This window comes from Cytobacillus kochii (genome assembly GCF_044790165.1).
Lineage (GTDB): Bacteria > Bacillota > Bacilli > Bacillales > Cytobacillaceae > Cytobacillus > Cytobacillus kochii.
Genome location: NZ_CP085254.1, coordinates 2,388,487 through 2,411,890 on the forward strand (window position 1 = coordinate 2,388,487; position 23,404 = coordinate 2,411,890).

The 23,404-nt window shown below is 37.0% G+C and carries 22 protein-coding genes and 2 riboswitches; of the genes, 4 read left to right on the forward strand and 18 right to left on the reverse strand.

The features are described from left to right. Nucleotides 1-10 precede the first annotated feature (10 nt). A complete protein-coding gene (locus tag LG276_RS12390) occupies nt 11-691 on the reverse strand; it encodes an NAD-dependent epimerase/dehydratase family protein (RefSeq protein WP_095373204.1) in 681 nt (226 codons plus the stop codon). 181 nt (nt 692-872) lie between these two features. On the opposite strand from LG276_RS12390, the gene LG276_RS12395 reads away from it, so the two are divergent. Further along, on the forward strand, nt 873-1,697 hold the full coding sequence (locus LG276_RS12395; protein WP_224936536.1) for an aldo/keto reductase: 825 nt from the start codon (nt 873-875) through the stop codon (nt 1,695-1,697). Between the two features lie 55 nt (nt 1,698-1,752). On the opposite strand, the gene LG276_RS12400 is transcribed toward LG276_RS12395, so the two are convergent. Further along, entirely contained in the window at nt 1,753-2,868 is a 1,116-nt protein-coding gene (locus tag LG276_RS12400) for an FAD-binding oxidoreductase (protein ID WP_224936537.1), read from the reverse strand. Between the two features lie 61 nt (nt 2,869-2,929). Next, complete coding sequence (gene pepF, locus LG276_RS12405; RefSeq protein WP_251161645.1) at nt 2,930-4,720, reverse strand: oligoendopeptidase F; 1,791 nt, start codon at nt 4,718-4,720, stop codon at nt 2,930-2,932. A 130-nt stretch (nt 4,721-4,850) separates the two neighbouring features. Between pepF and LG276_RS12410 the strand changes: the two genes are divergently transcribed. Further along, the gene (locus tag LG276_RS12410) at nt 4,851-5,633 is read left to right on the forward strand and encodes a hypothetical protein (protein WP_251161646.1); all 783 of its coding nucleotides are present in this window, start codon (nt 4,851-4,853) and stop codon (nt 5,631-5,633) included. Between the two features lie 356 nt (nt 5,634-5,989). Here the strand turns inward: LG276_RS12410 and LG276_RS12415 are convergent, their stop codons facing one another. From LG276_RS12415 to thiW, 5 genes are all read right to left on the reverse strand, one after another. Further along, nucleotides 5,990-6,616: an FMN-dependent NADH-azoreductase gene (locus tag LG276_RS12415; protein WP_095373199.1), complete on the reverse strand. Its 627-nt coding sequence runs from the start codon at nt 6,614-6,616 to the stop codon at nt 5,990-5,992. Nucleotides 6,617-6,761: 145 nt separating this feature from the next. Further along, the gene (thiE, locus tag LG276_RS12420) at nt 6,762-7,370 is read right to left on the reverse strand and encodes a thiamine phosphate synthase (RefSeq protein ID WP_251161647.1); all 609 of its coding nucleotides are present in this window, start codon (nt 7,368-7,370) and stop codon (nt 6,762-6,764) included. Further along, on the reverse strand, nt 7,370-8,179 hold the full coding sequence (gene thiM, locus LG276_RS12425; protein WP_404292102.1) for a hydroxyethylthiazole kinase: 810 nt from the start codon (nt 8,177-8,179) through the stop codon (nt 7,370-7,372). Before thiM ends, thiE begins: the two co-directional genes overlap by 1 nt. Further along, nucleotides 8,179-8,985: a bifunctional hydroxymethylpyrimidine kinase/phosphomethylpyrimidine kinase gene (gene thiD / locus LG276_RS12430; protein ID WP_251161649.1), complete on the reverse strand. Its 807-nt coding sequence runs from the start codon at nt 8,983-8,985 to the stop codon at nt 8,179-8,181. Before thiD ends, thiM begins: the two co-directional genes overlap by 1 nt. Next, complete coding sequence (gene thiW / locus LG276_RS12435) at nt 8,954-9,475, reverse strand: energy coupling factor transporter S component ThiW (protein WP_095373195.1); 522 nt, start codon at nt 9,473-9,475, stop codon at nt 8,954-8,956. The genes thiD and thiW overlap by 32 nt, the downstream gene beginning before the upstream one ends. Before the next feature lie 71 nt (nt 9,476-9,546). Further along, nucleotides 9,547-9,639: riboswitch (TPP riboswitch) on the reverse strand. A gap of 42 nt (nt 9,640-9,681) precedes the next feature. Further along, nucleotides 9,682-9,789: riboswitch (TPP riboswitch) on the reverse strand. Between the two features lie 125 nt (nt 9,790-9,914). Here thiW and LG276_RS12440 point away from each other — a divergent pair. Next, a complete protein-coding gene (locus LG276_RS12440) occupies nt 9,915-10,421 on the forward strand; it encodes a shikimate kinase (protein ID WP_224936544.1) in 507 nt (168 codons plus the stop codon). Nucleotides 10,422-10,559: 138 nt separating this feature from the next. On the opposite strand, the gene LG276_RS12445 is transcribed toward LG276_RS12440, so the two are convergent. The 7 genes from LG276_RS12445 to LG276_RS12475 form a co-directional block, all read right to left on the reverse strand. Next, nucleotides 10,560-11,507, reverse strand: coding sequence for a hypothetical protein (locus LG276_RS12445; protein WP_404292105.1), 948 nt, complete (start codon nt 11,505-11,507; stop codon nt 10,560-10,562). 207 nt (nt 11,508-11,714) lie between these two features. After that, a complete protein-coding gene (locus tag LG276_RS12450; protein WP_251161651.1) occupies nt 11,715-12,623 on the reverse strand; it encodes a nuclease-related domain-containing protein in 909 nt (302 codons plus the stop codon). Nucleotides 12,624-12,903: 280 nt separating this feature from the next. Next, entirely contained in the window at nt 12,904-14,004 is a 1,101-nt protein-coding gene (locus tag LG276_RS12455; RefSeq protein WP_251161652.1) for a branched-chain amino acid aminotransferase, read from the reverse strand. Nucleotides 14,005-14,421: 417 nt separating this feature from the next. Next, nucleotides 14,422-15,021, reverse strand: coding sequence for a response regulator transcription factor (locus LG276_RS12460; protein ID WP_224936547.1), 600 nt, complete (start codon nt 15,019-15,021; stop codon nt 14,422-14,424). Next, nucleotides 15,018-16,154, reverse strand: coding sequence for a sensor histidine kinase (locus tag LG276_RS12465; RefSeq protein ID WP_251161653.1), 1,137 nt, complete (start codon nt 16,152-16,154; stop codon nt 15,018-15,020). The genes LG276_RS12460 and LG276_RS12465 overlap by 4 nt, the downstream gene beginning before the upstream one ends. Nucleotides 16,155-16,240: 86 nt before the next feature. Beyond that, nucleotides 16,241-17,251 (reverse strand): fatty acid desaturase, encoded by a 1,011-nt coding sequence (locus LG276_RS12470; protein WP_251161654.1) that lies wholly within the window; start codon nt 17,249-17,251, stop codon nt 16,241-16,243. Between the two features lie 123 nt (nt 17,252-17,374). Beyond that, nucleotides 17,375-17,983 (reverse strand): branched-chain amino acid aminotransferase, encoded by a 609-nt coding sequence (locus LG276_RS12475; protein WP_251166474.1) that lies wholly within the window; start codon nt 17,981-17,983, stop codon nt 17,375-17,377. A 256-nt stretch (nt 17,984-18,239) separates the two neighbouring features. Here LG276_RS12475 and LG276_RS12480 point away from each other — a divergent pair, with 256 nt between their 5' ends. After that, nucleotides 18,240-18,761 carry a ribonuclease H-like YkuK family protein gene (locus LG276_RS12480; protein WP_373370905.1) on the forward strand — a complete coding sequence of 174 codons (522 nt, stop codon included), beginning with the start codon at nt 18,240-18,242 and terminating at the stop codon, nt 18,759-18,761. Nucleotide 18,762: 1 nt separating this feature from the next. Here the strand turns inward: LG276_RS12480 and LG276_RS12485 are convergent, their stop codons facing one another. The 3 genes from LG276_RS12485 to LG276_RS12495 all read right to left on the reverse strand — a co-directional run bounded on the left by LG276_RS12485 (nt 18,763) and on the right by LG276_RS12495 (nt 23,274). Further along, a complete protein-coding gene (locus LG276_RS12485; protein ID WP_224936552.1) occupies nt 18,763-19,218 on the reverse strand; it encodes a CoxG family protein in 456 nt (151 codons plus the stop codon). A gap of 460 nt (nt 19,219-19,678) precedes the next feature. Then, complete coding sequence (locus LG276_RS12490; RefSeq protein ID WP_251161657.1) at nt 19,679-20,689, reverse strand: LLM class flavin-dependent oxidoreductase; 1,011 nt, start codon at nt 20,687-20,689, stop codon at nt 19,679-19,681. 14 nt (nt 20,690-20,703) lie between these two features. After that, nucleotides 20,704-23,274, reverse strand: coding sequence for a DEAD/DEAH box helicase (locus LG276_RS12495; protein WP_404292109.1), 2,571 nt, complete (start codon nt 23,272-23,274; stop codon nt 20,704-20,706). Between the last annotated feature and the right edge of the window lie 130 nt (nt 23,275-23,404).

Consider the following 23,404-nt stretch of genomic DNA (forward strand, 5'->3'; position numbering starts at 1 on the left):
AACTCCTCCCCTATTTTGACAATATGTTTTGTTGAGACTGAACAATCTTCATTAGTTGCTCTGAAGAATAAATACAAACACCTTGCTTCTCCATATCAGTGATACATTTCATTGCTTGAGCAACATGCTTGGCTTCAATCGCATATTTCATTTTTTTCTCGTCATTCAATAATGGCGACAAAAGTTGATACAGCTTTTTACCCGCCAGTTCCCCTCTACGCTTTTCTAATCGTTCACCCATTAACAATGAAGGCCTTACAATCGATAACGCAGGTAATGACAATGTTTTTAGTTTATCTTCTAGTAAGCCCTTAATCCTTGGATAGAACAATTTAGAACGGGCATTTGCGTTGATAGAACTTATAATGACAAAATGTTCAACCTCATGACTCTTCGCTAACTTTGCCATCGTATAAGGATAATCTACATCTACTTTAATCATTTTCTCTTTTGTTTTTGCTTTTTTAATGGTCGTTCCTAAACAGCAATAAACGTGATCAACACAAAAATGTTCGGCATATTCTTCTAAATAATCAAAGTCAATGACTAATTCAATCAATTTTTCATGTTTCATATGAAGCGGTGTTCTAACAATAGCAATCACTTTCTCATACGAATCTTGTAGTAATAATTTTAATAATTCTTGCCCAACTAGGCCTGTTGCACCTGCTATCAGCGCAGTCTTTCCCATCTTTAAACCATCCTTCTATATTTTTTCCTTTCATTCTATGATACATGGAAACGGGTACAGATAAAAACAAAAAGTTTGAATTATTGTGCATTTATTGTTTTTTTCTAGTCACGAAGCTTTTCTTTTTGCAAAAATTACATCATATGCCATAATATGACCATAACATTAAAGGAGGTACTACATGAATACAATTACTTTAAACAATGGAGTAGAAATGCCCCAACTTGGCTTTGGTGTTTGGCAAGTGCAAAATGAGGAAGCAACCGCTGCTGTGCAAACAGCCATTGAAGTTGGGTATCGTTCCATTGATACAGCGATGATTTATCAAAATGAAGAAGGTGTCGGCAAAGCCATTAAAAACGCTGGTATTGCTAGAGAAGATCTATTCATTACGACAAAAGTTTGGAATACGGATCAAGGATATGAACAGACATTAAAAGCGTTTGACGAAAGTCTAGAAAAGTTAGGATTAGATTATGTTGATTTGTACTTGGTTCATTGGCCAACACCACAATTCGATACTTATGTAGATACATATAAAGCACTAGAGAAATTATATAAAGATGGTCGTGTAAAAGCGATCGGCGTCTGCAATTTTCATATTGAACATTTAGAACGTATATTAAATGAGTGTTCAGTCAAACCTGTCTTAAATCAAGTAGAATGTCACCCCTATTTATCACAAAACGAATTAAAGGAATTTTGTAACAAACATGATATTTATGTTGAGGCATGGAGCCCTTTACAACAAGGCGGGGAAGTATTACAACTTGATTCAATTAAAGAAATAGCCAACTCAGTAGGAAAAACACCTGCCCAAGTAGTTCTGCGTTGGCATTTGCAGAACGATACAATTGTTATTCCTAAGTCAGTTACTCCTTCTAGAATTAAAGAAAACTTCGATGTCTTTGATTTTGAGCTTTCGCAAGCACAAATGGAAACCATTAATAAACTTAATCGCAATGAAAGAAAAGGCCCAGATCCATCGGATATGAATGTTCGCTAATATTAAAGAGGTTGGTGCTATAATATTCTTATATTTGCACCTCCCTCTTTTTTTATTACCTAAAGGCGTCATTAATATTATATAGGGCTATATCAATATCTAATTCCTCGCCAATTACAAGCTTTGCTAATTGCGCACCTAAATACGGACCAGATGTTAATCCAGATGCTCCTAAACCATTGGCAGCATATAGTTTCTCGTACCCAGGAACTTGACCTATAACGGGTAAAAAACCAGGTGTAAACGGTCTAAATCCCACTTTTGTCTCAACAAGAGTTGCTGCTTGTAAACCAGGGGCCACAGTCAACGCTTTAGATAATACTTCAAGCACGCCCCCCGCTGTCACATTCGTATTAAACGGATGTTCATCCTCATGTGTCGCACCAACAACGACTTTACCATCTTCAAAAGAGAGTAAATAATGATTTGTTGGCGGCTGAACCACAGACCATTCAGATGTGTCTGCATCAGGTACGTGAAGATGGGCAATTTGTGCTTTTTGAGCACTAACTTGAAAGTTGAGCCCTATTGGCTCTAATAATTCCCTTGCCCAAACGCCGGCGGTTACGATGATTTTATCTGCATGTAATAGCTCTCCATTCACCTTTACCCCTTCTAGTTGACCATTTTCACCTACTAATAAAGCTTCACCATGAATGATATCTGCGCCATATAGTTCGGCGGCTTTTAGCAGCGCCTTCCTAAGTTTACGCCCATCTACTCTAGCCGCTCCACTCACATATACTGATTGAAAATCGTGCGACAGTGGCGGAAAGGCGTCTCTCGTTTTTTCTTGATTATAATTTTTGATTTCACCGATTTCTGGTGCATCTTCTCGCCTTTTTATCGCCCTATCTATCATCTTTTCAAGTTTTGTTTCGTCGTGATGTAAACTAATCGCACCTACTTTTTTATAACCGGTGTCTTGATCAGTTTCCGCTTCAAGTGCTGGAATTAATTGTTGATAATACTTCGCTCCCCCTTTAGCAAGCTGATACCACGCTTTGTTTCGACGTTGTGACAACCATGGGCAGACGATACCCGCAGCTGCTTCTGTCGCTTGCCCTGCATCTTGCCGATCGATTACTGTCACCTTAAAACCAGCTTTCGCTAAATGGTAAGCCGTAGATGCACCTAATATGCCTGCTCCAATCACTATCATTTGTTGCATATTTTTTTCCTCCATCATGGATAAAAGACGAAAGGCAATATGCTTTCCGTCTTTTTTCGTTCTAGCTTAAACTTGCGAACTCTTCCACAAGCTCTTCAAACGTTTGTAACGCTTCGTCAATCGGTTTTGACGTCGTTAAATCCACACCTGTATTTTTTAATAAGTCTAATGGAAATTCTGAACTTCCGCTTTTTAGGAATTCAAGATAAGTCTTTAATGTTTCCTCATCGCCATTATAAATCTTCGTTGCTAATTGAATGGCTGAAGCATAACCTGTCGCATATTTATATACGTAAAATGGTCGATAAAAATGCGGAATTCTTGACCAACCATATTTCACCTCTTCATCTAACACAAGGCTTTCCCCATGATAATCTTTAAATAGCTGCTCATAAATGCCATTAAATACTTCTGTATTTAACGTTTTACCTTCTTCTGCTAATTGATGCGTTTTCCATTCGAATTCACTGAACATAACTTGTGTAAAGAAAGTGCCTTTAAACTGATCAATAAAATGATTAAGTAAATGTCGTTTGACGTCTTCATTGGTTTCGTGATCAAGTAAATATTTTATTAAAAGTACCTCATTTACAGTTGATGCCACTTCAGCGACGAAAATACTGTAGCCTGCCGTAATTTGCGGCTGATGCTGGGCACTCCATTTACTATGAACACCGTGGCCACATTCATGCGCAAGTGTAAACATACTATCAAGATCATCACGATGATTTAAAAGAATATAAGGGTGTACACCATATACGCCCATATTATAAGCACCCGAGCGCTTTCCTTTCGTTTCTCTTACATCAATATAACGATGTTCTTTAAACGATTGCAATGTAGAAATATACTCTTCCCCTAGTGGCGCTAACGCTTTACACATCGTCGCAAATGCCTCTTCATATGGAATCTGCATATCGACATCTTTCACAAGCTGGGCACTTAAATCATATTGTCTTAATTCATCTAACTGCAATAACTCTTTTCTTAATGCTGTATATTTGTGCATCGTTTGCAAATGGTCTCTTGTGGACTGAATTAGATTATGGTAAACCTCTTTCGGAACATTATCACCAAATAATGCTTTTTCTAATGCAGAAGGATACTGCCTTATTCTTGTGGTTGTAACATTATTCTTGATTGCTGCTGATAAAGTCGAGCCGATTGTATTTTTAAGTTGTACATAAGGCTTATAATACGCCTTATACGCTTCTTTCCGCTTTTCTCGATCATCACTTTCAATTAATTTCGCATACATTCCTCGTGTAAGTTCTACTTTTTCACCATTATCATTTGTTACGAGTCCAAACTCAATATCAGCATTATTAATCATATTATATGTATTTGATGGTGCAGAAAGCGATTCACCGAGTTGTGATAATAAACTTTCTTGCTCAGTTGAGAGCACATGCGCTTTATAACGAAACGATTCGAGTAAGTCTTCTTCAAAATATTGCAGCCCTTCTTCTTCTTTAATATAAGCTTTTAATGTCGCTTCATCTAAGCTAAGTAAAAACGGCATAAAGAAAGAAGTTGCACTACTCACTTTTACACTTAGTTGTTTCGATTGATCTAATAAACTTTGAGCACGACTATCCCTTGTATCAACATCTGATTGTAACATCGCATAAGCATAGACTTTACCAAACAAATAAGATAAATCTTCCTGCTTCTTCAGAAATTGAAATAAACTTTGCCCATCGCTTATTTCCCCCTCGAACCCTGCTAACTCCTGCGCTAACGACTGAATGGAATCATAATCCTTTTGCCACTCAGACTCCTCACTATAAATATCAGTGACATTCCAAGTTTCTTCTACGGGAATCTCTTTTCGACTAGAATAGGCCGTCATAATTTTTAACACTCCTTAAATAGTTCATTTTTTTGCTCATATGCGTTATATTAACTAAATATATTCTATTTCGCCATTCTTAAACCTTTTTATAGTAATTAATAATGGAAAAAGGAAAGGAGATCCAATCATGGCTATTACATTACCTCATATCGAGGATGCGAATCAAACTAATTATCTCCCACCTCAAGGTGAGATTCAACCGTTTGAATCTGAAGAAGAATACGAAACTAAATTAAAAGAATGGAAGCTGCCTGCCAAGAAAGCGTTTTGGTTTAAACAAAAAACCCATCAACGCAAAGTAGAAATTGTCGGCTATCAAGTATACGGTGAAGAAGATGATCATTACACCATTGTAATCAAGTTCCAAGATGGAAAACTAAGTTGCATACATCCCGCTTATTTAAAAGAAATGCAAGCGGGCAACTTTGGTAAAGAAGCTTTTGATGCTGCTGGACAACCGAACACCGCACAAATAGAAGAAAAACAGGCCGACGAAAAAACAAAAGAGCAAGCGCCAACACCGCCGAAAACCAGAGCTACAAAAACAAAAACAAAGAAAAAAGAAGCAGCTAAAAAAATCCAACTTCCTGAAGATAAGGTGGCTTTCTCAGCAATTGTGAAGCAATTTGCGCTAAGCTATAATCATTTCACTGAGGACCATGATGAAGTCATTGTGCTCGATGAGGTTGTAATTCATCAAGACGATCCTCTACCTATTGGACTAGCTTGGTGCAGTCACTCTAAAACATTAAAAAAACAAGAATTAGCTATCGGAAACAAACTTTCCTTTAATGGCAAAATCGTCAAAAAGAAATTACCAAAAGCCCAAGACGATGTCGATGAAGAGCATAAAGTAGAAGAAGCAGTTCCTTATAAAATAAACAATCCTTCAAAAATTGAAAAACAATAACAAACAGAGTGAGGCCATTCCTCACTCTGTTTTGTTCTACTTTAAGATACGCAAGTAATCTTTCGTAACAAATGGGTACTGATTCGACAAATAGTTCCTCAGCCATCATTCATGCTTGTAGTTAAAATATATCTATTTAACTGCGAATACGTTTTTATCTATTTAGCTTGTTTAAAATGTCTTCCTGTTTTGAATCCTAACCTCTTTACACATCATCGAGTTTTGTGATAATAATCAAGTTTATTCAAGGTTTACGCAAAGAATGAGCGACCGTGACTTCCTCAATACAACTTTTAGAACTTCCTTTAGACAAAAAAAGCACCTCTACAAAAATATAGAGATGCTTTCGTATCGAATTAGAATTGAGCAGCAGCTTTAGCTACGTTTTGTAATCCTTCTTCAATAATATCTTGTGTACGATCTGGGTATTGGTTATGTCCTTCAATCACAACTTCTGAAGGAGAAGTAATGCCCCAAAGGCTGATAATTGTTTTTACTAAGTTAACTGCCATTTCGCCAGCAGCCATACCTTCTAGTGAATAATCAGAACCTCTAGCGTTTAAAAGCATCACTTTCTTGTCGCCAGCAAATCCTACTGGACCTTCAGCAGTATATTTAAACATTTTACCTGCTTGAGCTAAGTAAGAAACATAGCTGATCAATGGAGCTGGTACAGTTGAATTCCAAAGTGGGAATGCGAAAACGATTTTATCAGCATCAAAGAACTGATTTAAATACTTCTCAACTAACGCCGCACCCTTTTCTTCTGCAGCAGTTAATTCCAACCCTTGGTTCTTTTTAAAAGTACCATTGATTGCATCATTACCATAGTAAGGCATGTTTTCTTCAAAAAGATTCAATTCCGTAATATCATCTGATGGATTTGATTCTTTATATGATTGTAAAAATGCATGATACATTTTTACAGAAATTCCAGCTTCAACTGGACGATCACTTGCGTTTACAAATAGAACTTTTGCCATTATGTGAAGACCTCCGAATGTCGTAATAATTTATCCGAAATACACTAAAATGAAATATCTCGAACCAAAAGTAATTTTAGTATATTAATAGTATCTTGTCAATGGAATAAGTTCTCTTTAACTACACTTATGATATATTTTAGGTCTAAAGGAATAACTGAAGTAAATCTCGAGCTGACTTTTCTGGATTTTTAGATTTACTAATTGCTGAGACAACAGAAACACCTGCTAACCCTCGATTTTTAAGCATTTTTATGTTTTCTAGTTGAATACCACCAATAGCGACTGCAGGAATATCAATCGCTGCAATGATTTCCTCGAGCATACCTGGTGCTAATAAATCAGCATCAGATTTAGAAGCTGTCGGAAACACCGAACCTATTCCAACATAATTTGCTCCTTGTTCTTGAGCAAGTTTCGCTTCTTCCACATTAGATACAGAGATACCAACTACCATATCATCAGGAACAATCTTTCTAACGACGGCACATGGCAGATCATCTTGTCCCACATGCACACCTGCTGCACCTACCGCTAAAGCGATGTCTACTCTATCATTAATAATCAGTGGAATATCCAATGGCTTTAATATAGATTGTAATGTTTTCGCCTTTTCATAAAAGAGTTGACCATCCGCTGTCTTCTCTCTTAATTGAACGATGGTCACACCACCTTTTACACCACTTCGAACAATATCATATAATTCATTGTTTGCTATTTTATCATCTGTGACTAAATATAAACGGTAATCCATTAGTTTTGCCTCACTCCATCTAGCCAAGTGGCTGCATTCATTGTACTAATCGTATCCATTAGCTTCACTCGAAATGAACCTAACCCTTCACCGGCATGTAAGCTCTTTGCTGCGATTTCCCCCGCTAGACTCATAGTAGCCATACCAATAACAGCCCCGTCAAACCAATTTTCTGAAACAGCAGCAGCAGTTGCTACTAATGAAGCTGTCATGCAGCCAGTTCCAGTTACCTTCGTCAAAAGGGAATCTCCATTATCAATCACAACGAATTGCCTACCATCTGTAATGACGTCTTCTTTCCCACTAATAACAATGAGACAGTTTAGAACTTCGGCTGCCTCCTGTGCAAGTGCTTCAGGTGCCATTTCAATTGCCCCTGCATCAACACCACGCGTTTTAGTATTATTACCAATAAGAGCTGAAATTTCAGAAGCATTGCCACGAATAATGGACACTTTTATTGTGCTAATTAACTCCTTTGCCTTATTTGTGCGATAATTGGTTGCACCAACACCCACTGGATCAAATATTACTGGAATTCCTTTTTGATTGGCAGTTTGTCCAGCTTTAATCATCGCCGCAAACATTGCATCATTAATAGTACCAAAATTAATTACGAGCCCATCTGCCATCATAGCCATTTCTTCTACTTCTAAGAGTTGTGTGGCCATAACAGGTGAACCGCCCATTGCTAGGGTCACATTGGCACAATCATTAATAGTTACTGTATTTGTTAAATGATGAATGAGTGGGGTATGTTCTTTTAACTGCTGAAAGATTCTCTCAACTGCTTCACTTGAAATCGTCATTATCTTTCCTCCACCTTTGCTTTGTTGTATAACTCATAAAAATGATTTGTCGGACCATGCCCATGACCGAGTGCTAGACTATGCTCAATCGCTATAGAAATATAATTCTTCGCAGACTGTATGGCCTCAACAAGTTCTTCCCCTTTTGCTAACCCGGCAGCAATGGCAGATGAGAGAGTGCAACCTGTACCATGGGTGTTTTTTGTCTCTACTCTTCGACCATTAAACCAGTTGAAACTTTGACCATCCCATAATAAGTCATTCGGTTCTCCTTCTAAATGTCCACCTTTTAATAAGACGGCTTTTGGCCCTAATTCATATAACTTTTTACAAGCTTGCTCCATGTCTTCAACCGTGCGAATCGTCATACCCGAAAGTACTTCAGCTTCAGGAATGTTTGGCGTAATTACAGTCGCAAGTGGTAACATCTTCGCTTTTAATGCCTCAATAGCTTGTTCCTTTAAAAGATGATGTCCACCTTTCGAAACCATAACAGGATCTAACACAATCACTTTTGGACTATAATGATTTAAACGGTCTGCGACGATTTTTACAGTCTCACTAGATGACAACATCCCGATTTTGACAGCATCAACCTGGATATCATCAAACACAGCTTCTATTTGGTCTTTTATAATATTGATTTCAATATCCTGTACCGATCGTACCTCTACTGTATTTTGAGCGGTAATCGCCGTAATGACGGACATGCCGAACACACCATTGGCGGAAAAAGTTTTAAGATCTGCTTGAATCCCAGCTCCTCCTCCTGAATCAGAACCTGCGATCGTTAATGCTGTTTTCATTGATGTAACCTCCAATAGCTTTATTCTTTATTAATACTCTTAATAAACCATATCCTAAAATTGCTCCAGTAAACGAGCTCACCATAAATGCTGGTAGAAATCCGAAAAGGGTGGCTTCTTGTCCTAAAAGTAATGTACTAATCGGATAAGTCGCTACTGCCCCTATCATTCCCGTTCCAACGACTTCACCTAGTGCTGAGAAGCCAATTTTTTTCGTTTTTTGATAAAGGAACCCTGCAAGTAATGCGCCAATCATACTCCCGGGGTAGGCAAAAACACTTCCTGTCCCCATCATATTTCTCAATGTAGATGAAAGAAACGCTTGACTAACGGCATACCATGGTCCAAGAAGTACAGCAGATAATACATTCGCCAAGTGCTGAATCGGAAAAATTTTCGCTATTCCAATCGGAATAAAAATGAGACTACTCGACACAGTAGTGATGGCTGCAATCGTTGCCGTCATCGTCATTTTTTGGATTTTATTCATAGACCTTTCCTCCTTTCGATAAAAATAAAAAAGCCGCTAGTTTGTATAAGCGGCTTTGGTCATCATGATATGTATGACGTCACTCGCTTCCCTACGCTAGTATTAACTAGATCAGGTTCAAAGGGTTCATCTCAGCCAAGTATTTGGCACCCCTAGCATTTATTCATATATAAAAAAATCCTCTACTTCCAAAAGGAAGCGAGGACGACTACATCGACACACTTCCCTCCACTGGTACAAACCAGATCAGGTTCAAAGGGTTTTGAACGGCATTCAATCTCAGCCTCTATGTGAAGGCACCCCCAGTGAAAACTTATAATATATGATGTCAATATAACATGAAATGATAGAAATGAAAATAAAAAACATGGGATAGAAACGATGTTGCGACATAAAACGTTATGATATGATATTTATATAACATTCGGGAGGACAGTCTATGGAAGATAAGAGTATTGTACTTATTGGGTTTATGGGGGTCGGAAAGACATCCATAGGAACGGAATTAGCTAAGAAATTACAGTGGGGTTTAATCGACACGGATGAACGCATTGAACAACAGTTCAAGATGTCAACTTCAAAAATTTTCCTTGATCATGGTGAAGAAGTTTTTCGAAAAGCTGAAAGCGAGTTGATTGAACAACTATCTGCCGAAGAAAAACAGATTCTTTCATTAGGCGGCGGTGCCTTTTTAAACAGTAAGAACCGCGAAATATGTTTACAAAACAGTACCGTTGTCCTTATCGAGCTCTCATGGGAAAAGTGGCTTGACCGATACCCATTGATTAAAGATACAAGACCGAAATTAAATGGTCTTTCTACTGATGAAATGTATCATCTATACAAAGAAAGACAAGCTCATTATCAACCATATCATCTAAAAATCAATGTTGACGGGAAAACAGCTGAAGAAGCTGCTGAATTGATTATTAGTGGGATAAGATAAAGCTAGTGATGATTATGGTTATGGTTCATTAGGACGTTTCTTCTACTATCTAAGTATTTCGCATTATCCTAAACGAATTTATGAAAGCCGGGCACTCCCTTGCTCGGCTTTCATTTGTGTTTGGTTCATAATAAATTGCTAAATAACTCCTTTTTGCGGGGCGCTCACCTCTGGCTTTCTTTCCGAGGGACTTACTAAACCCTTTTGCGGGGCGCTTATCTCTGGTTTTCTTTCTGAGGGACTTGCTAAACCCTTTTGCGAGGCGCTCATCTCTGGTTTTCTTTCTGAGGGACTCGCTATCCCCTTTTGCGGAGCGCTCATCTTTTGTTTCCTTTCTGAGGGACTTGCTAAACCCTTTTGCGGGGCGCTCAGCTCTGGTTTTCCTTCTGAGGGACTTGCTAAACCCTTTTGCGGGGCGCTCAGCTCTGGTTTTCCTTCTGAGGGACTTGCTAAACCCTTTTGCGGGGCGCTCATCTTTAGTTTCCTTTCTGAGGGACTTGCTAATCCCTTTTGCGGGGCGCTCACCTCTGGTTTTCCTTCTGAGGGACTTGCTAAACCCTTTTGCGGGGCGCTCATCTTTAGTTTCCTTTCCGAGGGACTTGCTAAACCCTTTTGCGAGGCGCTCACCTCTGGTTTACCTTCTGAGGGACTTGCTAAACCCTTTTGCGGGGCGCTCAGCTCTGGTTTTCCTTCTGAGTGACTTATTAAACCCTTTTGCGAGGCGCTCATCTCTGGTTTCCTTTCTGAGGGACTTGCTAATCCCTTTTGCGGGGCGCTCATCTCTGGTTTTCCTTCTAAGGGACTTGCTAAACCCTTTTGCGAGGCGCTCATCTCTGATTTTCCTTCTGAGGGACTTGCTATCCCCTTTTGCGAGACGCTCATCTCTGATTTACCTTCTGAGGGACTTGCTAAACCCTTTTGCGAGGCGCTTATCTCTGGTTTTCCTTCTGAGGGACTTGCTATCCCCTTTTGCGGGGCGCTCATCTCTGGCTTTCTTTCCGAGGGACTTGCTATCCCCTTTTGCGGGGCGCTTATCTCTGGTTTACCTTCTGAGTGACTTGCTATCCCCTTTTGCGAGGCGCTCATCTCTGGCTTTCTTTCCGAGGGACTTGCTATCCCCTTTTTGCGATGTCATCTAGATTTTTTCTTTTATTTTGTGCACAAAGTCTTTTTTTTCAACTTATAACTGCTTACTAGTAGATTGAACCCATCAGAATACCGATCAATCTATACGGTACTGTTACTTCACTTCATTACTAAATAATTCAACTATTTCTTCTTTTTTAAAACCCATTAATGATAATAAAAATAATTTCCACCACCATTAAGTGTATATTTCTCTTGTAAGAATCGTTGTATTGCGGAACTACTGATTGCTCCTCCACACCAATCATAAATCGCCGTCTTTGTTACTTTTTCTGATGGAAAAAGAATAATAAAGTCATTGATTGCTTCACTTAATGCATCATAAGATGAAATGTTCCTCCTACATTTTGAGCAATGAAATTTGCGCAAACTCGCTCGCCTCATCTGCCCACTGCACTCTCGACAAACCACTCCTTTTACCAAATCCTCCGTACAATAATCGATTTTTCTAGCATAATTCATTTCTTCTTTATGATGACTCAAAAAAGTGTGAACAATTTTTGTATGAAATGGAGAGTGTTGAATGTCTATTTGATTTAGTTCTCTTAATAATCGTGGAATTTGCGGTGGAAGAATAACATTTTGTTTCTTTGTACGGTCATATAACATAAACTCGGGATGAACAAAAACAAGTAGATAATCAAATGCAATGTTTAATTCGTGCTTAGTAAGGAATTGGTGTAGGAGGGTTTCATTTCTTTGGATTTGTAGAAGGGGATTTTTAATTTCCTTGTTTGTTGGTGAATACCATTTAGTGTCCTGAACCAAAAAATCACCACTATAATTTTTCACTTCGAAAGCAATGAGTTTGTGGGGAGTTAAACAGAGTGCATCAATTTGGAAGGATGTATGATTAATTTCTAGCAATACATCATAAAGAATGGGGAATTTTGGTGAAAGTTGCTGCAAATCATCTCGCCATTTACTTTCTCCTTCATATCCTTTTTCTAACATTTTGAGATATTGTTCATTCTCAGGGGACAATTTTGATCTAAGATGGAGCACGCGTAATAATCGGAGTTGATAAGAGGGTTTGAGTGGTTTTAGGTCTGGCAAATTCCTTCATCCTTTCTTTTTACTCTATTATAACGAATTTTTAACATGAAAAAAATACCAATATATATAACTTCTCTAATAGAAAGTACAAATTTGCTTGTTAAAAAGTGTAAAACCCTTTTGTGATTTTAATATATGCAGTCATTCCATTTTCTCACTAAGTTCATCACTTCGTCTTTATTCTTTCAGTTTTTGTCCACTTTTACTGCTACCCACATTTCTAGCCTAACCCTTTAAAAAAACCACTTACCATCAATGGCAAGTGGTTCTTTTTCTTCTATTAAATTGCTGTCGTAACAGCTTTTTCTTCGTCTACCTTCACAATCCAACCAAATTTATCTTCTACTTTTCCTTTTTGGATTCCTGTTAGCGTTTCGTAAAGTTTGCCGGCAATTTCACCTGTTTGTCCGCCACCAATGGTCAGTTTTTCGTTATTCCAGAATAGTTCTCCGACAGGTGAAATGACCGCTGCAGTACCCGTTCCGAATGCTTCTTCTAGCGTGCCATTTTTTTGTGCTTCATAGATCTCATCGATTGAGATACGACGCTCAGATAAAGGAATACCCCAGTCTTTAATGAGTTCAATAACAGAGTTTCTTGTAACGCCTTCTAAAATGCTTCCGTTCAATTCAGGTGTAACGACTTCACCGTTAATTTTAAAGAAAATATTCATGCTTCCTACTTCTTCCACATATTTATTTTCCTTGCCATCTAACCAAAGTACTTGTGAATATCCTTCCTGTTCTGCTACTTCTTGAGCTTTTAGGCTAGCAGCATAGTTTCCTCCTGTTTTGGCATTACCCGTTCCACCTTTGACTGCACGAACATATTCGCTTTGGACAGCAATTTTCACTGGGTTAATTCCTTCTTTATAATAGGCACCGACTGGTGACATGATAATAATAAATTTGTATTGATGTGATGGAGCAACGCCTAAATAAGGTTCTGTAGAAATAATAAATGGACGAATATATAGAGATGTTCCTTCTACATTTGGAACCCAATCACGATCAACTGCAATTAATTGTCTTAATGCTTGAACAGCAAGTTCTTCGTCAATTGGCGGAATACAGAGTCTGTTGTTCGATTTGTTCAGTCTCTCCATATTTTTATATGGTCTGAACATGAGCACTTCCTGATCTTCAGATAAATATGCCTTTAATCCTTCGAAAACACTTTGGCCATAATGAAATACCATTGCAGACGGGTCAATTTGTAATAGCTCATAAGGGACAATACGTCCATCATGCCACCCCTTGTCTGCATGATAGTCCATTACAAACATATGATCTGTAAAATTCCTACCGAAAATCAACTGATCAAATGCCGGTTTTTCTTTTTTGGTTGCACGTCTTTGGATTTCAAACTGATAATCATTCATTTCTACTCTACTCCCTGTCTAAGATCAATTTAAAGTGCTGTTAAACATCTTTACTCTTTTTCATGTGGTATTGCACCATTGTAAACGAAATACTTTGATGATTAAACTACTACTTCGCAATTTATACGATATTAAGAATTTATTACTTTAATACTTAAAATCAATATAACATTTCCTTAATAAAGTACATTGATTGTTTAAAATATTATGAACCCTATTTTTAGTATTGTCAACACAGTTTCTGAAACTTTTCTATTATTCTTACAAATTTATAATCTCCCTATAAACGCAGGATTTTACTAGCTTTTTATTGAAATGATTTGCATGAAATATTATGCAGAAAAAGGTTTGATTTTTTAGATAATTAGTCAAGAAATACAAAAATACTCGTGACCACCTGCTCGTCACGAGTATTCATTAATGAAACCAGCCTTTGTTTTTTGATTCTGTGATGGCTTCGATTCTGTTGGTTACTTCTAACTTCTCTAATATAGCTGAGATATAATTACGAACTGTACCAGCTTTAATCGTTAATATGGAGGCAATTTCTTTAGTGCTTTTTCCTTCTGCCATTAATTCAAGTACCGCTTTCTCACGTTCTGTTAAGGGATTTTCTTCTCGATAGACATCATCCATCAGTTCCGGGGCAAAAATTCTTTTGCCTGCCATGACACTACGAATCGAATCAGCTAACTCTTCACTCGGACTATCCTTTAATAAATAGCCCCGTACCCCTGCTTTTATCGCTCGTTGAAAATATCCAGATCTTGCAAAAGTGGTTAAAATAATGACCTTTATGCCACTGTTTTTAATTGCTTCAGCTGCTTCTAACCCTGTTTTTAAAGGCATTTCAATGTCCATAATACAAATATCGGGACTTTGTTCCTTCACTAATGTAACTGCCTCTTCTCCATTGGAGGCTTGACCAACGACTTGCATATCGTCCTCAAGGTTCAGTAAAGAACCGAGTGCGCCTAACATCATCCTTTGGTCTTCTGCAATGACAATTCGAATCATGCCAAATCTCCTCCTTCAACTTGTTTAACGACAAGTGGGACAATAATTGAAATTGTCGTGCCCTCATCACAACTGATGTCCAAATGACCATTGACAAATTCTAATCGTTCTTTCATGCCATTAATCCCATTACCATAGCTTTTTTTCTCACTATTTGTAATGCCTATTCCGTTATCCTTTACAGTAACGACTAATTCTTTATTTCGTTCTTCTATTACTACCGAACATTTTGTCGCTCGACTATGTTTGACTACATTTGTAACCGCTTCTTTTAAGCACATACTAATAATATTCTCTATAAAAATGGATGTGTAAGCTTCTTTTAAAGGTTCATTGATTTCCATATCCATTTGCGCTGCTTGTAATATTTCTTTAATACGAACGACTTCTTCCTGCAATCGTATTCCTCTCATTTGTGATACCATTTTCCGTACTTCATTCAAAGCTGTACGGGCTGTTTGCTGGACATCTTTTAATTCAACTTTTGCTTGTTCTGGGTCTTTTTGAATTAACTTTCTCGCCAGATCACTCTTTAATCCTATTAGTGAGAGTTTTTGTCCAAGTGTATCATGTAAGTCACGCGCAATTCTTTGACGCTCTTCTTGTTTAACAAGGTCGGCAATTCTTTGGTTCGCGTATTCTAATTGTTTCTCTAGCCTCTCTTGTTTTCTTTTATTATAGATATTAAATGGCAACAATATCATACTCACTAAAATAATAATCACAAATGGAATTTGACTTAAAAACATGTCACTTTTAACAACAATATTATAATTAATGGCTACAGTCGTTGAAACAATGTGAATGATATAAACAATAAAAAACGCCACTCTATTTCTTATATATCCATTATAATAAGCGATAAAAAAAGCAAAATACACATACTGATAAATAATTAACATTGTCATTGAAACTGCAATCAATAAAAGAGACCAGATATAAACTGGCCATTTATTAGATATAAAGGCAAAACGAAAAGTGATAAAAAAGACGACCGTTAATATAATACCAACAATAATCTCCCAAGTCGTTGAAGATTGAAAGATAAAATAAAATGGGAGAATCGTCAGGATAATCCATATGTATGGTGTCATCCCAGAGCTTTTCAATTTATATAAAAGTGGATATGACATTGTAAACCTCCGCTTCAATGTAGAAATAGAAAACTCCTTTGTTTCTTTCATACAAAGGAGTTTCTTAACAGTATTATAGCAGATTATTAAGATACCGGTACTTTTCGGTATTGTTTTACTGCACGGTAGCCGACAAATATTTTCTTCTCTTCATCCCAAAGCTTAAAGCGAAGAGATTCTAGGCTTGTTGCTAGTGAAATGGTCGGTACATTTTGTAATTGCTCACTGTTAGTATGTGCTTTCTCTAATTCGTAATTTGGGACTCTTGGAGCTAGATGGTGTACATGATGGTAACCAATATTTCCTGTCATCCATTGCAGTGGTTTTGGCAATTTGTAAAATGAACTGCCTTCAATTGCTGCACTCACATATTCCCACTCTTTATCTGGCTCAAAATAAGAATCTTCAAATGTATGCTGGACATAGAATAACCAAATACCAGCTGCACCAGAAATCAGGAAAATCGGGGTTTGAACAAGTAGGAATGCTTCCCAGCCGATGAGATAACACATGAAAGCATATAAAGCAACAATTCCTACATTGGTTAAATACGTATTTAATCTTTCTGGTAAACGAGCACCCTTTCGATTAAAACGATTTTTAAATAAAAATGTGTAAATCGGACCTAATCCAAACATAATGATTGGATTACGGTAAAGTCGATAACCAACCTTCGTTAAAAAAGAGGCATCCATATATTCTTTAACAGTCAATAACCATATATCTCCTGTCCCACGCTTGTCCAAGTTACTGCTTGTTGCATGATGAACGGAATGATCATGTGCCCAAGCGCTATATGGAAAAATCGTAATAATCCCAGCAATCGTTCCCACAATTTTATTCGCTTTGCGGCTTTTAAAGAATGAATTGTGACAGCAATCATGAAAGATGATAAATATACGTATTAAAAAGCCCGCCGCTAAAACAGATAAAGCTAATGTCAATAAATAATGAATGGAAAGTGAAAAATAAGCAAGTGTCCATAAACCAAAAAATGGTACCAGCGTATTGATTAATTGATATATACTTTTGTTACGATTCGCCTTTTCAAATGGCAGCATTTGTTTTCTCAATGTTTTCAAACGTTCTTTTGTCATATTGTAAGTTCCTTTCCTTCAATATAATTTAATAATAAAGACGTCTGAAAATACTGTGAAGACATAGGTGTCATCACGCAACCATGATAAATGTCATGTATCCATTAAGACCAACTACTAATATCAGCCTTCAAGCTCAATTATAAGGTCAAATAAAACTTTATAAATAAGTGAAAAAGCTTCGCCTATCTTCATATCTTCAGAAAATCCTTCAATATAATCTAACGTAAAGTTAATTTCCCATAAGCCATCTTTTTGATTAAACATGGGGCTGAGTCGCGCTTCATCACTTGTGAAGATTGACATAAAATAGGCTTTAATTTCTTTTTCCTTTTTCTTAGGCTGTTTTAAACCAATCAAGCAATCATAAGTACGGAATAAATCATCTACTTCAAAAGAAAGTGATTCAACATTTAGTTGATCGAACCATACGGATTCAACATAGACGAATTCATTGATATGTTGCTTAAAATAAGTGATCGGCTGCTCAAAAAATTCACTGGCCAATTCTGTCCCAAGGAAATTTTCTGTTTCTTTATCGCCTCTTTCAATATAACTATCAAAAAAGCGCTTTTTAGGGTCGAGGACGTTTTCCTCTTTTTCATCTATTAACTTCTGCTTTTTTGCGTAGTTTAATTCTTCATTAAATAATAATTCTCCATTTTCTTTTGCTTGTCTAATTCTTTCAACTAACTGTTCTTTAAACATTATTCGCACCTCTTTGTCTTTCATTGCAAGTTTTACTCCTTTACATTCTACACAACTCTCTATCATGCTTTCAACAATGGAAAATCACATATTGACGAACATCCACTATCAATGATTCCAATAACCGCCATCTCATCCTTTCAATCAGTTTAGGTTGCAACCTAGCATCATAAAATTTATCTTAAAATCTTTACTTCTTTCATATGTATAAAATAGGCTGCAATTGATTCATGAAAGTTCGTGAATGCATAAACTATAAATTAAAAATGTGGTGATGACTTTGCAAATACTTCCTTTTCAAAATTTAAAAGAGAAAAACTTAACATTTGGAGATGTCTTTGAGCGCATTCTTCACTTCATGTACATCCAACCGAGAGGAAATTATAAACTGATTGTTGGAACAGACTCTCAAGTACATCCTGCCCATACTTTATTTATCACTGGTATAGTGATTCAAAATGCAGGAAAAGGAGCGTGGGCTTGTATTAGAAAATGTTCCGTCCCACGAAAGATGCTTCATCTACATGAACGAATTTCTTTTGAAACTTCTTTAACTGAAGAAATTGTTGCATTATTTGATGAAGAGAAGAAAAACAAGATGATTGATATCGTCTTACCATTTATTTACCAAGGTGCAAGTTTTACGATGGAAGGCCATTTAGATATTGGTGCCGGTTCTCGTAATAAAACGAAGGAATATGTAGCTGAAATGGTCGCAAGGATGGAATCCATTGGTGTGGAAGCCAAAATAAAACCAGAGGCATATGTCGCCTCTAGTTATGCAAATAAATTCACAAAATAAATTACTGATGCAGTGAATACTGCTGTTCTGCTTTCTCTGCGACTGCATTCGTTAACTCGGTTGTAATTTCAGGAAGAGAGGTTTCTAAAATAGCATTCGCCATTTTTGCCATCATTCCTTCAGCTACAATCTCTAAAAAGCCCGTCATCACTACTTCTTTTTTAGAAGAATTTACACTTGAGAAAAAACCATTGCCCTTAAATTTCTCATTGATACCTGTTAAGTTAAATGTCACTTTATTAGGTGCCTGCCATCTAGTGATATCAACCTGTAGCTCTATCTTCTTTTTCATTAAGCCGACATCTACTTTAAACACCCAGATGGAGCTTTTTTCATTTAATATTTCATGCCTTATATATCCAGGAACAAGTGGTGCCCAATGGTTCATATCACTAACAAACTGCCATAGGTGTTCAATTGATACATTTACTTTTTTCTCATGATGAAAGCTTGCCATTATGCCTCTCTCCTTCATTCTCGTCTTAGATGCTACTGCCTTATTTCTATTCAAGCAGTAAGGGAAACATGCTAACGAAAACAAATTAGAAACTCTAGAGGTAAAAGCTGCTTGCTTACAATTGACATTGCTTCAGTTTAATAAAACCGATATACCTCATCATGTTCGCTCTTTTAAATGGCAGAAAAAAAGAGAATACATTCCTACCTTATATTCTATTAAAATCAATGGACGAAGTAGATAGTTTCGATATTAAAATCTCTCACCTTTAAAGAATAGCGTGCAATCTTTATACAATTTCTAAAAAAAGATCATACTACGATTTACTTTGTCTATTTGAGCCATAACGCAGTCATAATTTAGGCTATCGTCTAATGGCTATACTACAGACGTCTGTAGCGCGATGATTAGCTTTAGATTGGGGGTGGTCAACCCACTAATTCACATTGTGTAGGTTGCTTCACATTCCCTTTATATCTCTAAAAACTGGTTTGTTAAACATATCAGCCAATAATTTATATGACTTTAGACGATCGTCATAATCATGTGTTATTGTCACGATCATGACTTCATCTATGCCGTATTGGTCTGTAAGACTTAACAAGTCTCTCTTGACCTTTTCCGGATTACCAATAATCATTCTTTCTTTCATCTTAGCTACTTTTTCTTGTTTTGCAATGAAATAGGAATGCTTAATTGCTTCCTCTACTGAAGGTACTTCTTGCTTCTCTCCATCATCTGATTGGAGATGCCATAATAATACTGAGGTAGCTATTTCCTCAGCCTTTTCATCTGTTTCAGCACAAATAACGGAGACGGTTAACATCATATTTTGTTGTACGTTCTTGCGCTTCTCTTTAAAAAGATCAATCACCTCTTTACCATTAGCTTCACTCATAAATTGTCCAAAACAGTAATGTAACCCTTTTTCAGCTGCTAAACTAGCACTTTTATGGCTTGTTCCTAACATCCACACTTCAGGCTTTATTGGTGGGATGGGACTTGCCTTTACTTTACGAAAAAGATGGTCTTCTGGATGATGGTCATTTAAAAAAGCAAGTAGTGTATCAATAGACTGTGGCCACTCTTTGACAGCTTGCAAATAATTCCCTGCTAGTGCAATACTTGCTTCAGCAGATGCACCTGGTGCTCTTCCTATGCCGAGGTCTATACGTCCTGGAAAAAGTGTGCTTAACAAATGAAAGTTCTCTGCCACTTTAAAAGGTTTATAATTCGGTAGTAACAATGCACCCGAGCCAATCCTTATAGTTGACGTTTGTGATGCAATATAACTCATCATAATTTCAGGAGAGGAACTAGCGAGCCCAGGCAAGTCATGATGCTCTGCAATCCAATAGCGGTAATAGCCTAATTCATCCGCTGTTTTTGCTAACTGCAGTGAGGCCTCAAGTGCTTCTTTTGCCGTCTTGCCTTTGGCAATTGGTGATTGATCTAAAATACTCAGCTTCACATTATCCCTCCTGTTTACCTCTTATAGTAACGTCTTCTTCTACTCGGTTGATTCTTATGGCAATCATCGCAAATGTTAAAGGCATGATCCCAAGCTAAAGATTTTCCACAACGCTTACATGTTTTTTTCATATTTGCAATATCATCATCTAATCGTTCAAACACATGATTAGATATATCGTCCCTCACTCTTTCCCAATAGATGGCTTCAGTATGTTGACCTAATTTATAGAGAAATAGTAAATGAAGACCTATTGCTTTATATGAATACTCAAGGTCTTCAAGATTACGGTTTCTTAACCTTGGTTCAGGCAGCTCTTCATGATCAATGATACTGTACATCGCCTGCTCCCATTGCCGAATCAAGTCCGCTTCTTTTTTTGAAAAAGGTAGATGTAAGAAACTGTACAAATCTTTTAAAGGCATTCTCGCCTCAATCTCTGTCCCTCTAACCAGTTCATAAAGCTCCCTTTCTTCACTTAATGTTGCTTTCTTAGTTCCCTTTGGACTCTCAAATAAATCCCAGAGTTCAAAAAACTTCCCTAAATCACGATAATACGAAAGAAAGCGATCAAAAATGGCTGAAGTAGGGGCAATAGCAAAACTTTCAATCGGAGCATCTACTTGTGATAATAAACTACTCATTAACTTAATCCGGTCAAAAAAGGCCACTCTACCTACAGGGTAAATACCTTTTCTCCCCGCTCTCCCAGCAATCTGTTTCACTTCTTGAGAAGTCAGTGTGCGACGTTTCGTACCATCAAATTTCTCCGTTTCCAAAAAAACAATCCTTCGTATCGGTAAATTTAATCCCATTCCGATTGCGTCTGTTGAGACAATGACATCAGATTGACCAGCTGTAAAGCGATTAACCTGTTTCTTCCTCGTTTCAGGTGGCATACTGCCATATATCATACTCATTTGATGACCTTTTCTTTGTAACATAGACGCTGTTTCGAGTACCCTTTTACGTGAGAAACAAATCAGCGCGTCACCCTTTTTTACGTTTTTTAGAGTGAACTCTTCACTGTCTACTTCCAAAGGGGCTTCTCGTTTATATCTATGTATTTCAACATTGCTATCTCCAATTAATTGCAACAGCATAGCTTCGGCATTTTTACTCGCAATAATATGCACTTCTCTCGCATTTGCCTTTGTGATTGCCTTAAACCAAGCATAGCCACGGTCCTTATCACTAATCATTTGTGATTCATCTATAACAATGACATCATAATCATCTTTCTCATAAAACATTTCAACCGTACAAGCTAAATGTGTCGCACCTGAGGTTTCTCGTTCTTCTTCTCCAGTTTTTAAAGAACAAGGTGTTCCTTCATTGTTTAGCTTTTCATAGACTTCAAGTGCCAACAAACGTAATGGGGCTAAATATAACCCGGATGGGGCTGCTTTCATTTTCTCTAGCGCTTGGAACGTTTTCCCTGTATTTGTTTCACCAATATGAAGAACAAATTTCTGATAAATATTCTTTCGGCTCTCATAAGCAGAGGCAAAAATATCATTCAACATTCTTTGTTGTTGTTCTTCTTTTTGTCTCCGTTCCCGTTCTTCTTGTTTGCGCTTCATTTTTCTTTCTTTCACTTGTATTTCATATAAGCTTCGCTGCTCTTCTAAATCAAAATCCTCATTTGCTATCGTCAATAAATCGTTCACATAATCTTCCATGATTCGGCCTAGTGCATTGGGAATTAAATCCTCCCAATCGATTAGATCCAACCACTTCTCTCCAGTCAAACTATGATGGAACAAAGATTGATACTTATCGATATTATCTTGACCAAGTTGTAATAGAAGCGCTTGTTGTATAAGCGTATGTAAAGTTTCTCCTACCATTTGTTCATATTCAAAATAGTATGTTTCATACTCAAAATACCATTTATTTTTTATCATTACTTTGTGGAGATTACCTGTAAACTCCTCAAAGAAATCTTCTACACGGGGGTAATCATCAACGATAAAAGGCCCCACTTCCACTAAAGGCTCTTCTAAGTAACGTGATTCCGTCTCATGATACTTCACTCTATTTGCTAAATCCGTTTTAAGCTTTAAAGCCAATTTATGTCTTAAAGTTAAAAAGAGATTTTCACTGTTTTTTGACAACCATTGTTCTGCTTCTTCACATAGAAATTCTTGATAGGCGTACCTTTCTTGTTTGATCTGGCGTTCTTTTTCTTCTTGAAGATATCTTTCTCTTGCATAAGCATAACGCTTCGCCCACTTTTCAGGTTGATCTGCAAAAATCGAATGCAGCAAACTATTTACATTTAATGGACGAAACTCAATGACTTCTTTCCTAAATGCTTGATTTAACGTTTTCTTATTCATATCTTCAATAACATAGCTTTTTTTCTTTAAATATTCCTTCTTATGAAAACGAGAGAGTTTGTTTGTCGCTTTATTACTCCACACATTTTGCCAAACTTGTGCTAAAAACGGGGCTCGATCCTTTATATATTGTGAAAAACTTAACATTTGTTCATTTGCACCTAAATAATAATCTATATCTTCATAAATTTTCATTTTTGTATATTCAATCGCTTGACGATGGATATCCTCTAATTGCTTCATTCCTTTAACTCCTCTAACAAATACATATTATTCCTATTGTATACGAACTCTTGTCACTTCACTACCATAACATATCGCACTTCTACGAAAAAATAATTAGAAAATTTAAAAATAAATTGACAAACACGGA

Bases quoted from the DNA above. Each gene is read 5' to 3' on its own strand.
- thiW (WP_095373195.1), bottom strand. From the start codon at position 9,475: ATGAATAAAATCCAAAAAATGACGATGACGGCAACGATTGCAGCCATC.
- thiM (WP_404292102.1), bottom strand. From the start codon at position 8,179: ATGACGATTTCAAGTGAAGCAGTTGAGAGAATCTTTCAGCAGTTAAAA.
- LG276_RS12400 (WP_224936537.1), bottom strand. From the start codon at position 2,868: ATGCAACAAATGATAGTGATTGGAGCAGGCATATTAGGTGCATCTACG.
- LG276_RS12455 (WP_251161652.1), bottom strand. From the start codon at position 14,004: ATGAATGATTATCAGTTTGAAATCCAAAGACGTGCAACCAAAAAAGAA.
- LG276_RS12390 (WP_095373204.1), bottom strand. From the start codon at position 691: ATGGGAAAGACTGCGCTGATAGCAGGTGCAACAGGCCTAGTTGGGCAA.
- LG276_RS12410 (WP_251161646.1), top strand. From the start codon at position 4,851: ATGGCTATTACATTACCTCATATCGAGGATGCGAATCAAACTAATTAT.
- thiD (WP_251161649.1), bottom strand. From the start codon at position 8,985: ATGAAAACAGCATTAACGATCGCAGGTTCTGATTCAGGAGGAGGAGCT.
- LG276_RS12485 (WP_224936552.1), bottom strand. From the start codon at position 19,218: ATGGCAAGCTTTCATCATGAGAAAAAAGTAAATGTATCAATTGAACAC.
- thiE (WP_251161647.1), bottom strand. From the start codon at position 7,370: ATGGATTACCGTTTATATTTAGTCACAGATGATAAAATAGCAAACAAT.
- LG276_RS12445 (WP_404292105.1), bottom strand. From the start codon at position 11,507: ATGAGCGCCTCGCAAAAGGGGATAGCAAGTCACTCAGAAGGTAAACCA.
- LG276_RS12465 (WP_251161653.1), bottom strand. From the start codon at position 16,154: ATGTCATATCCACTTTTATATAAATTGAAAAGCTCTGGGATGACACCA.
- pepF (WP_251161645.1), bottom strand. From the start codon at position 4,720: ATGACGGCCTATTCTAGTCGAAAAGAGATTCCCGTAGAAGAAACTTGG.
- LG276_RS12470 (WP_251161654.1), bottom strand. From the start codon at position 17,251: ATGACAAAAGAACGTTTGAAAACATTGAGAAAACAAATGCTGCCATTT.
- LG276_RS12440 (WP_224936544.1), top strand. From the start codon at position 9,915: ATGGAAGATAAGAGTATTGTACTTATTGGGTTTATGGGGGTCGGAAAG.
- LG276_RS12495 (WP_404292109.1), bottom strand. From the start codon at position 23,274: ATGAAGCAATTAGAGGATATCCATCGTCAAGCGATTGAATATACAAAA.
- LG276_RS12460 (WP_224936547.1), bottom strand. From the start codon at position 15,021: ATGATTCGAATTGTCATTGCAGAAGACCAAAGGATGATGTTAGGCGCA.
- LG276_RS12395 (WP_224936536.1), top strand. From the start codon at position 873: ATGAATACAATTACTTTAAACAATGGAGTAGAAATGCCCCAACTTGGC.
- LG276_RS12475 (WP_251166474.1), bottom strand. From the start codon at position 17,983: ATGAAAGACAAAGAGGTGCGAATAATGTTTAAAGAACAGTTAGTTGAA.
- LG276_RS12415 (WP_095373199.1), bottom strand. From the start codon at position 6,616: ATGGCAAAAGTTCTATTTGTAAACGCAAGTGATCGTCCAGTTGAAGCT.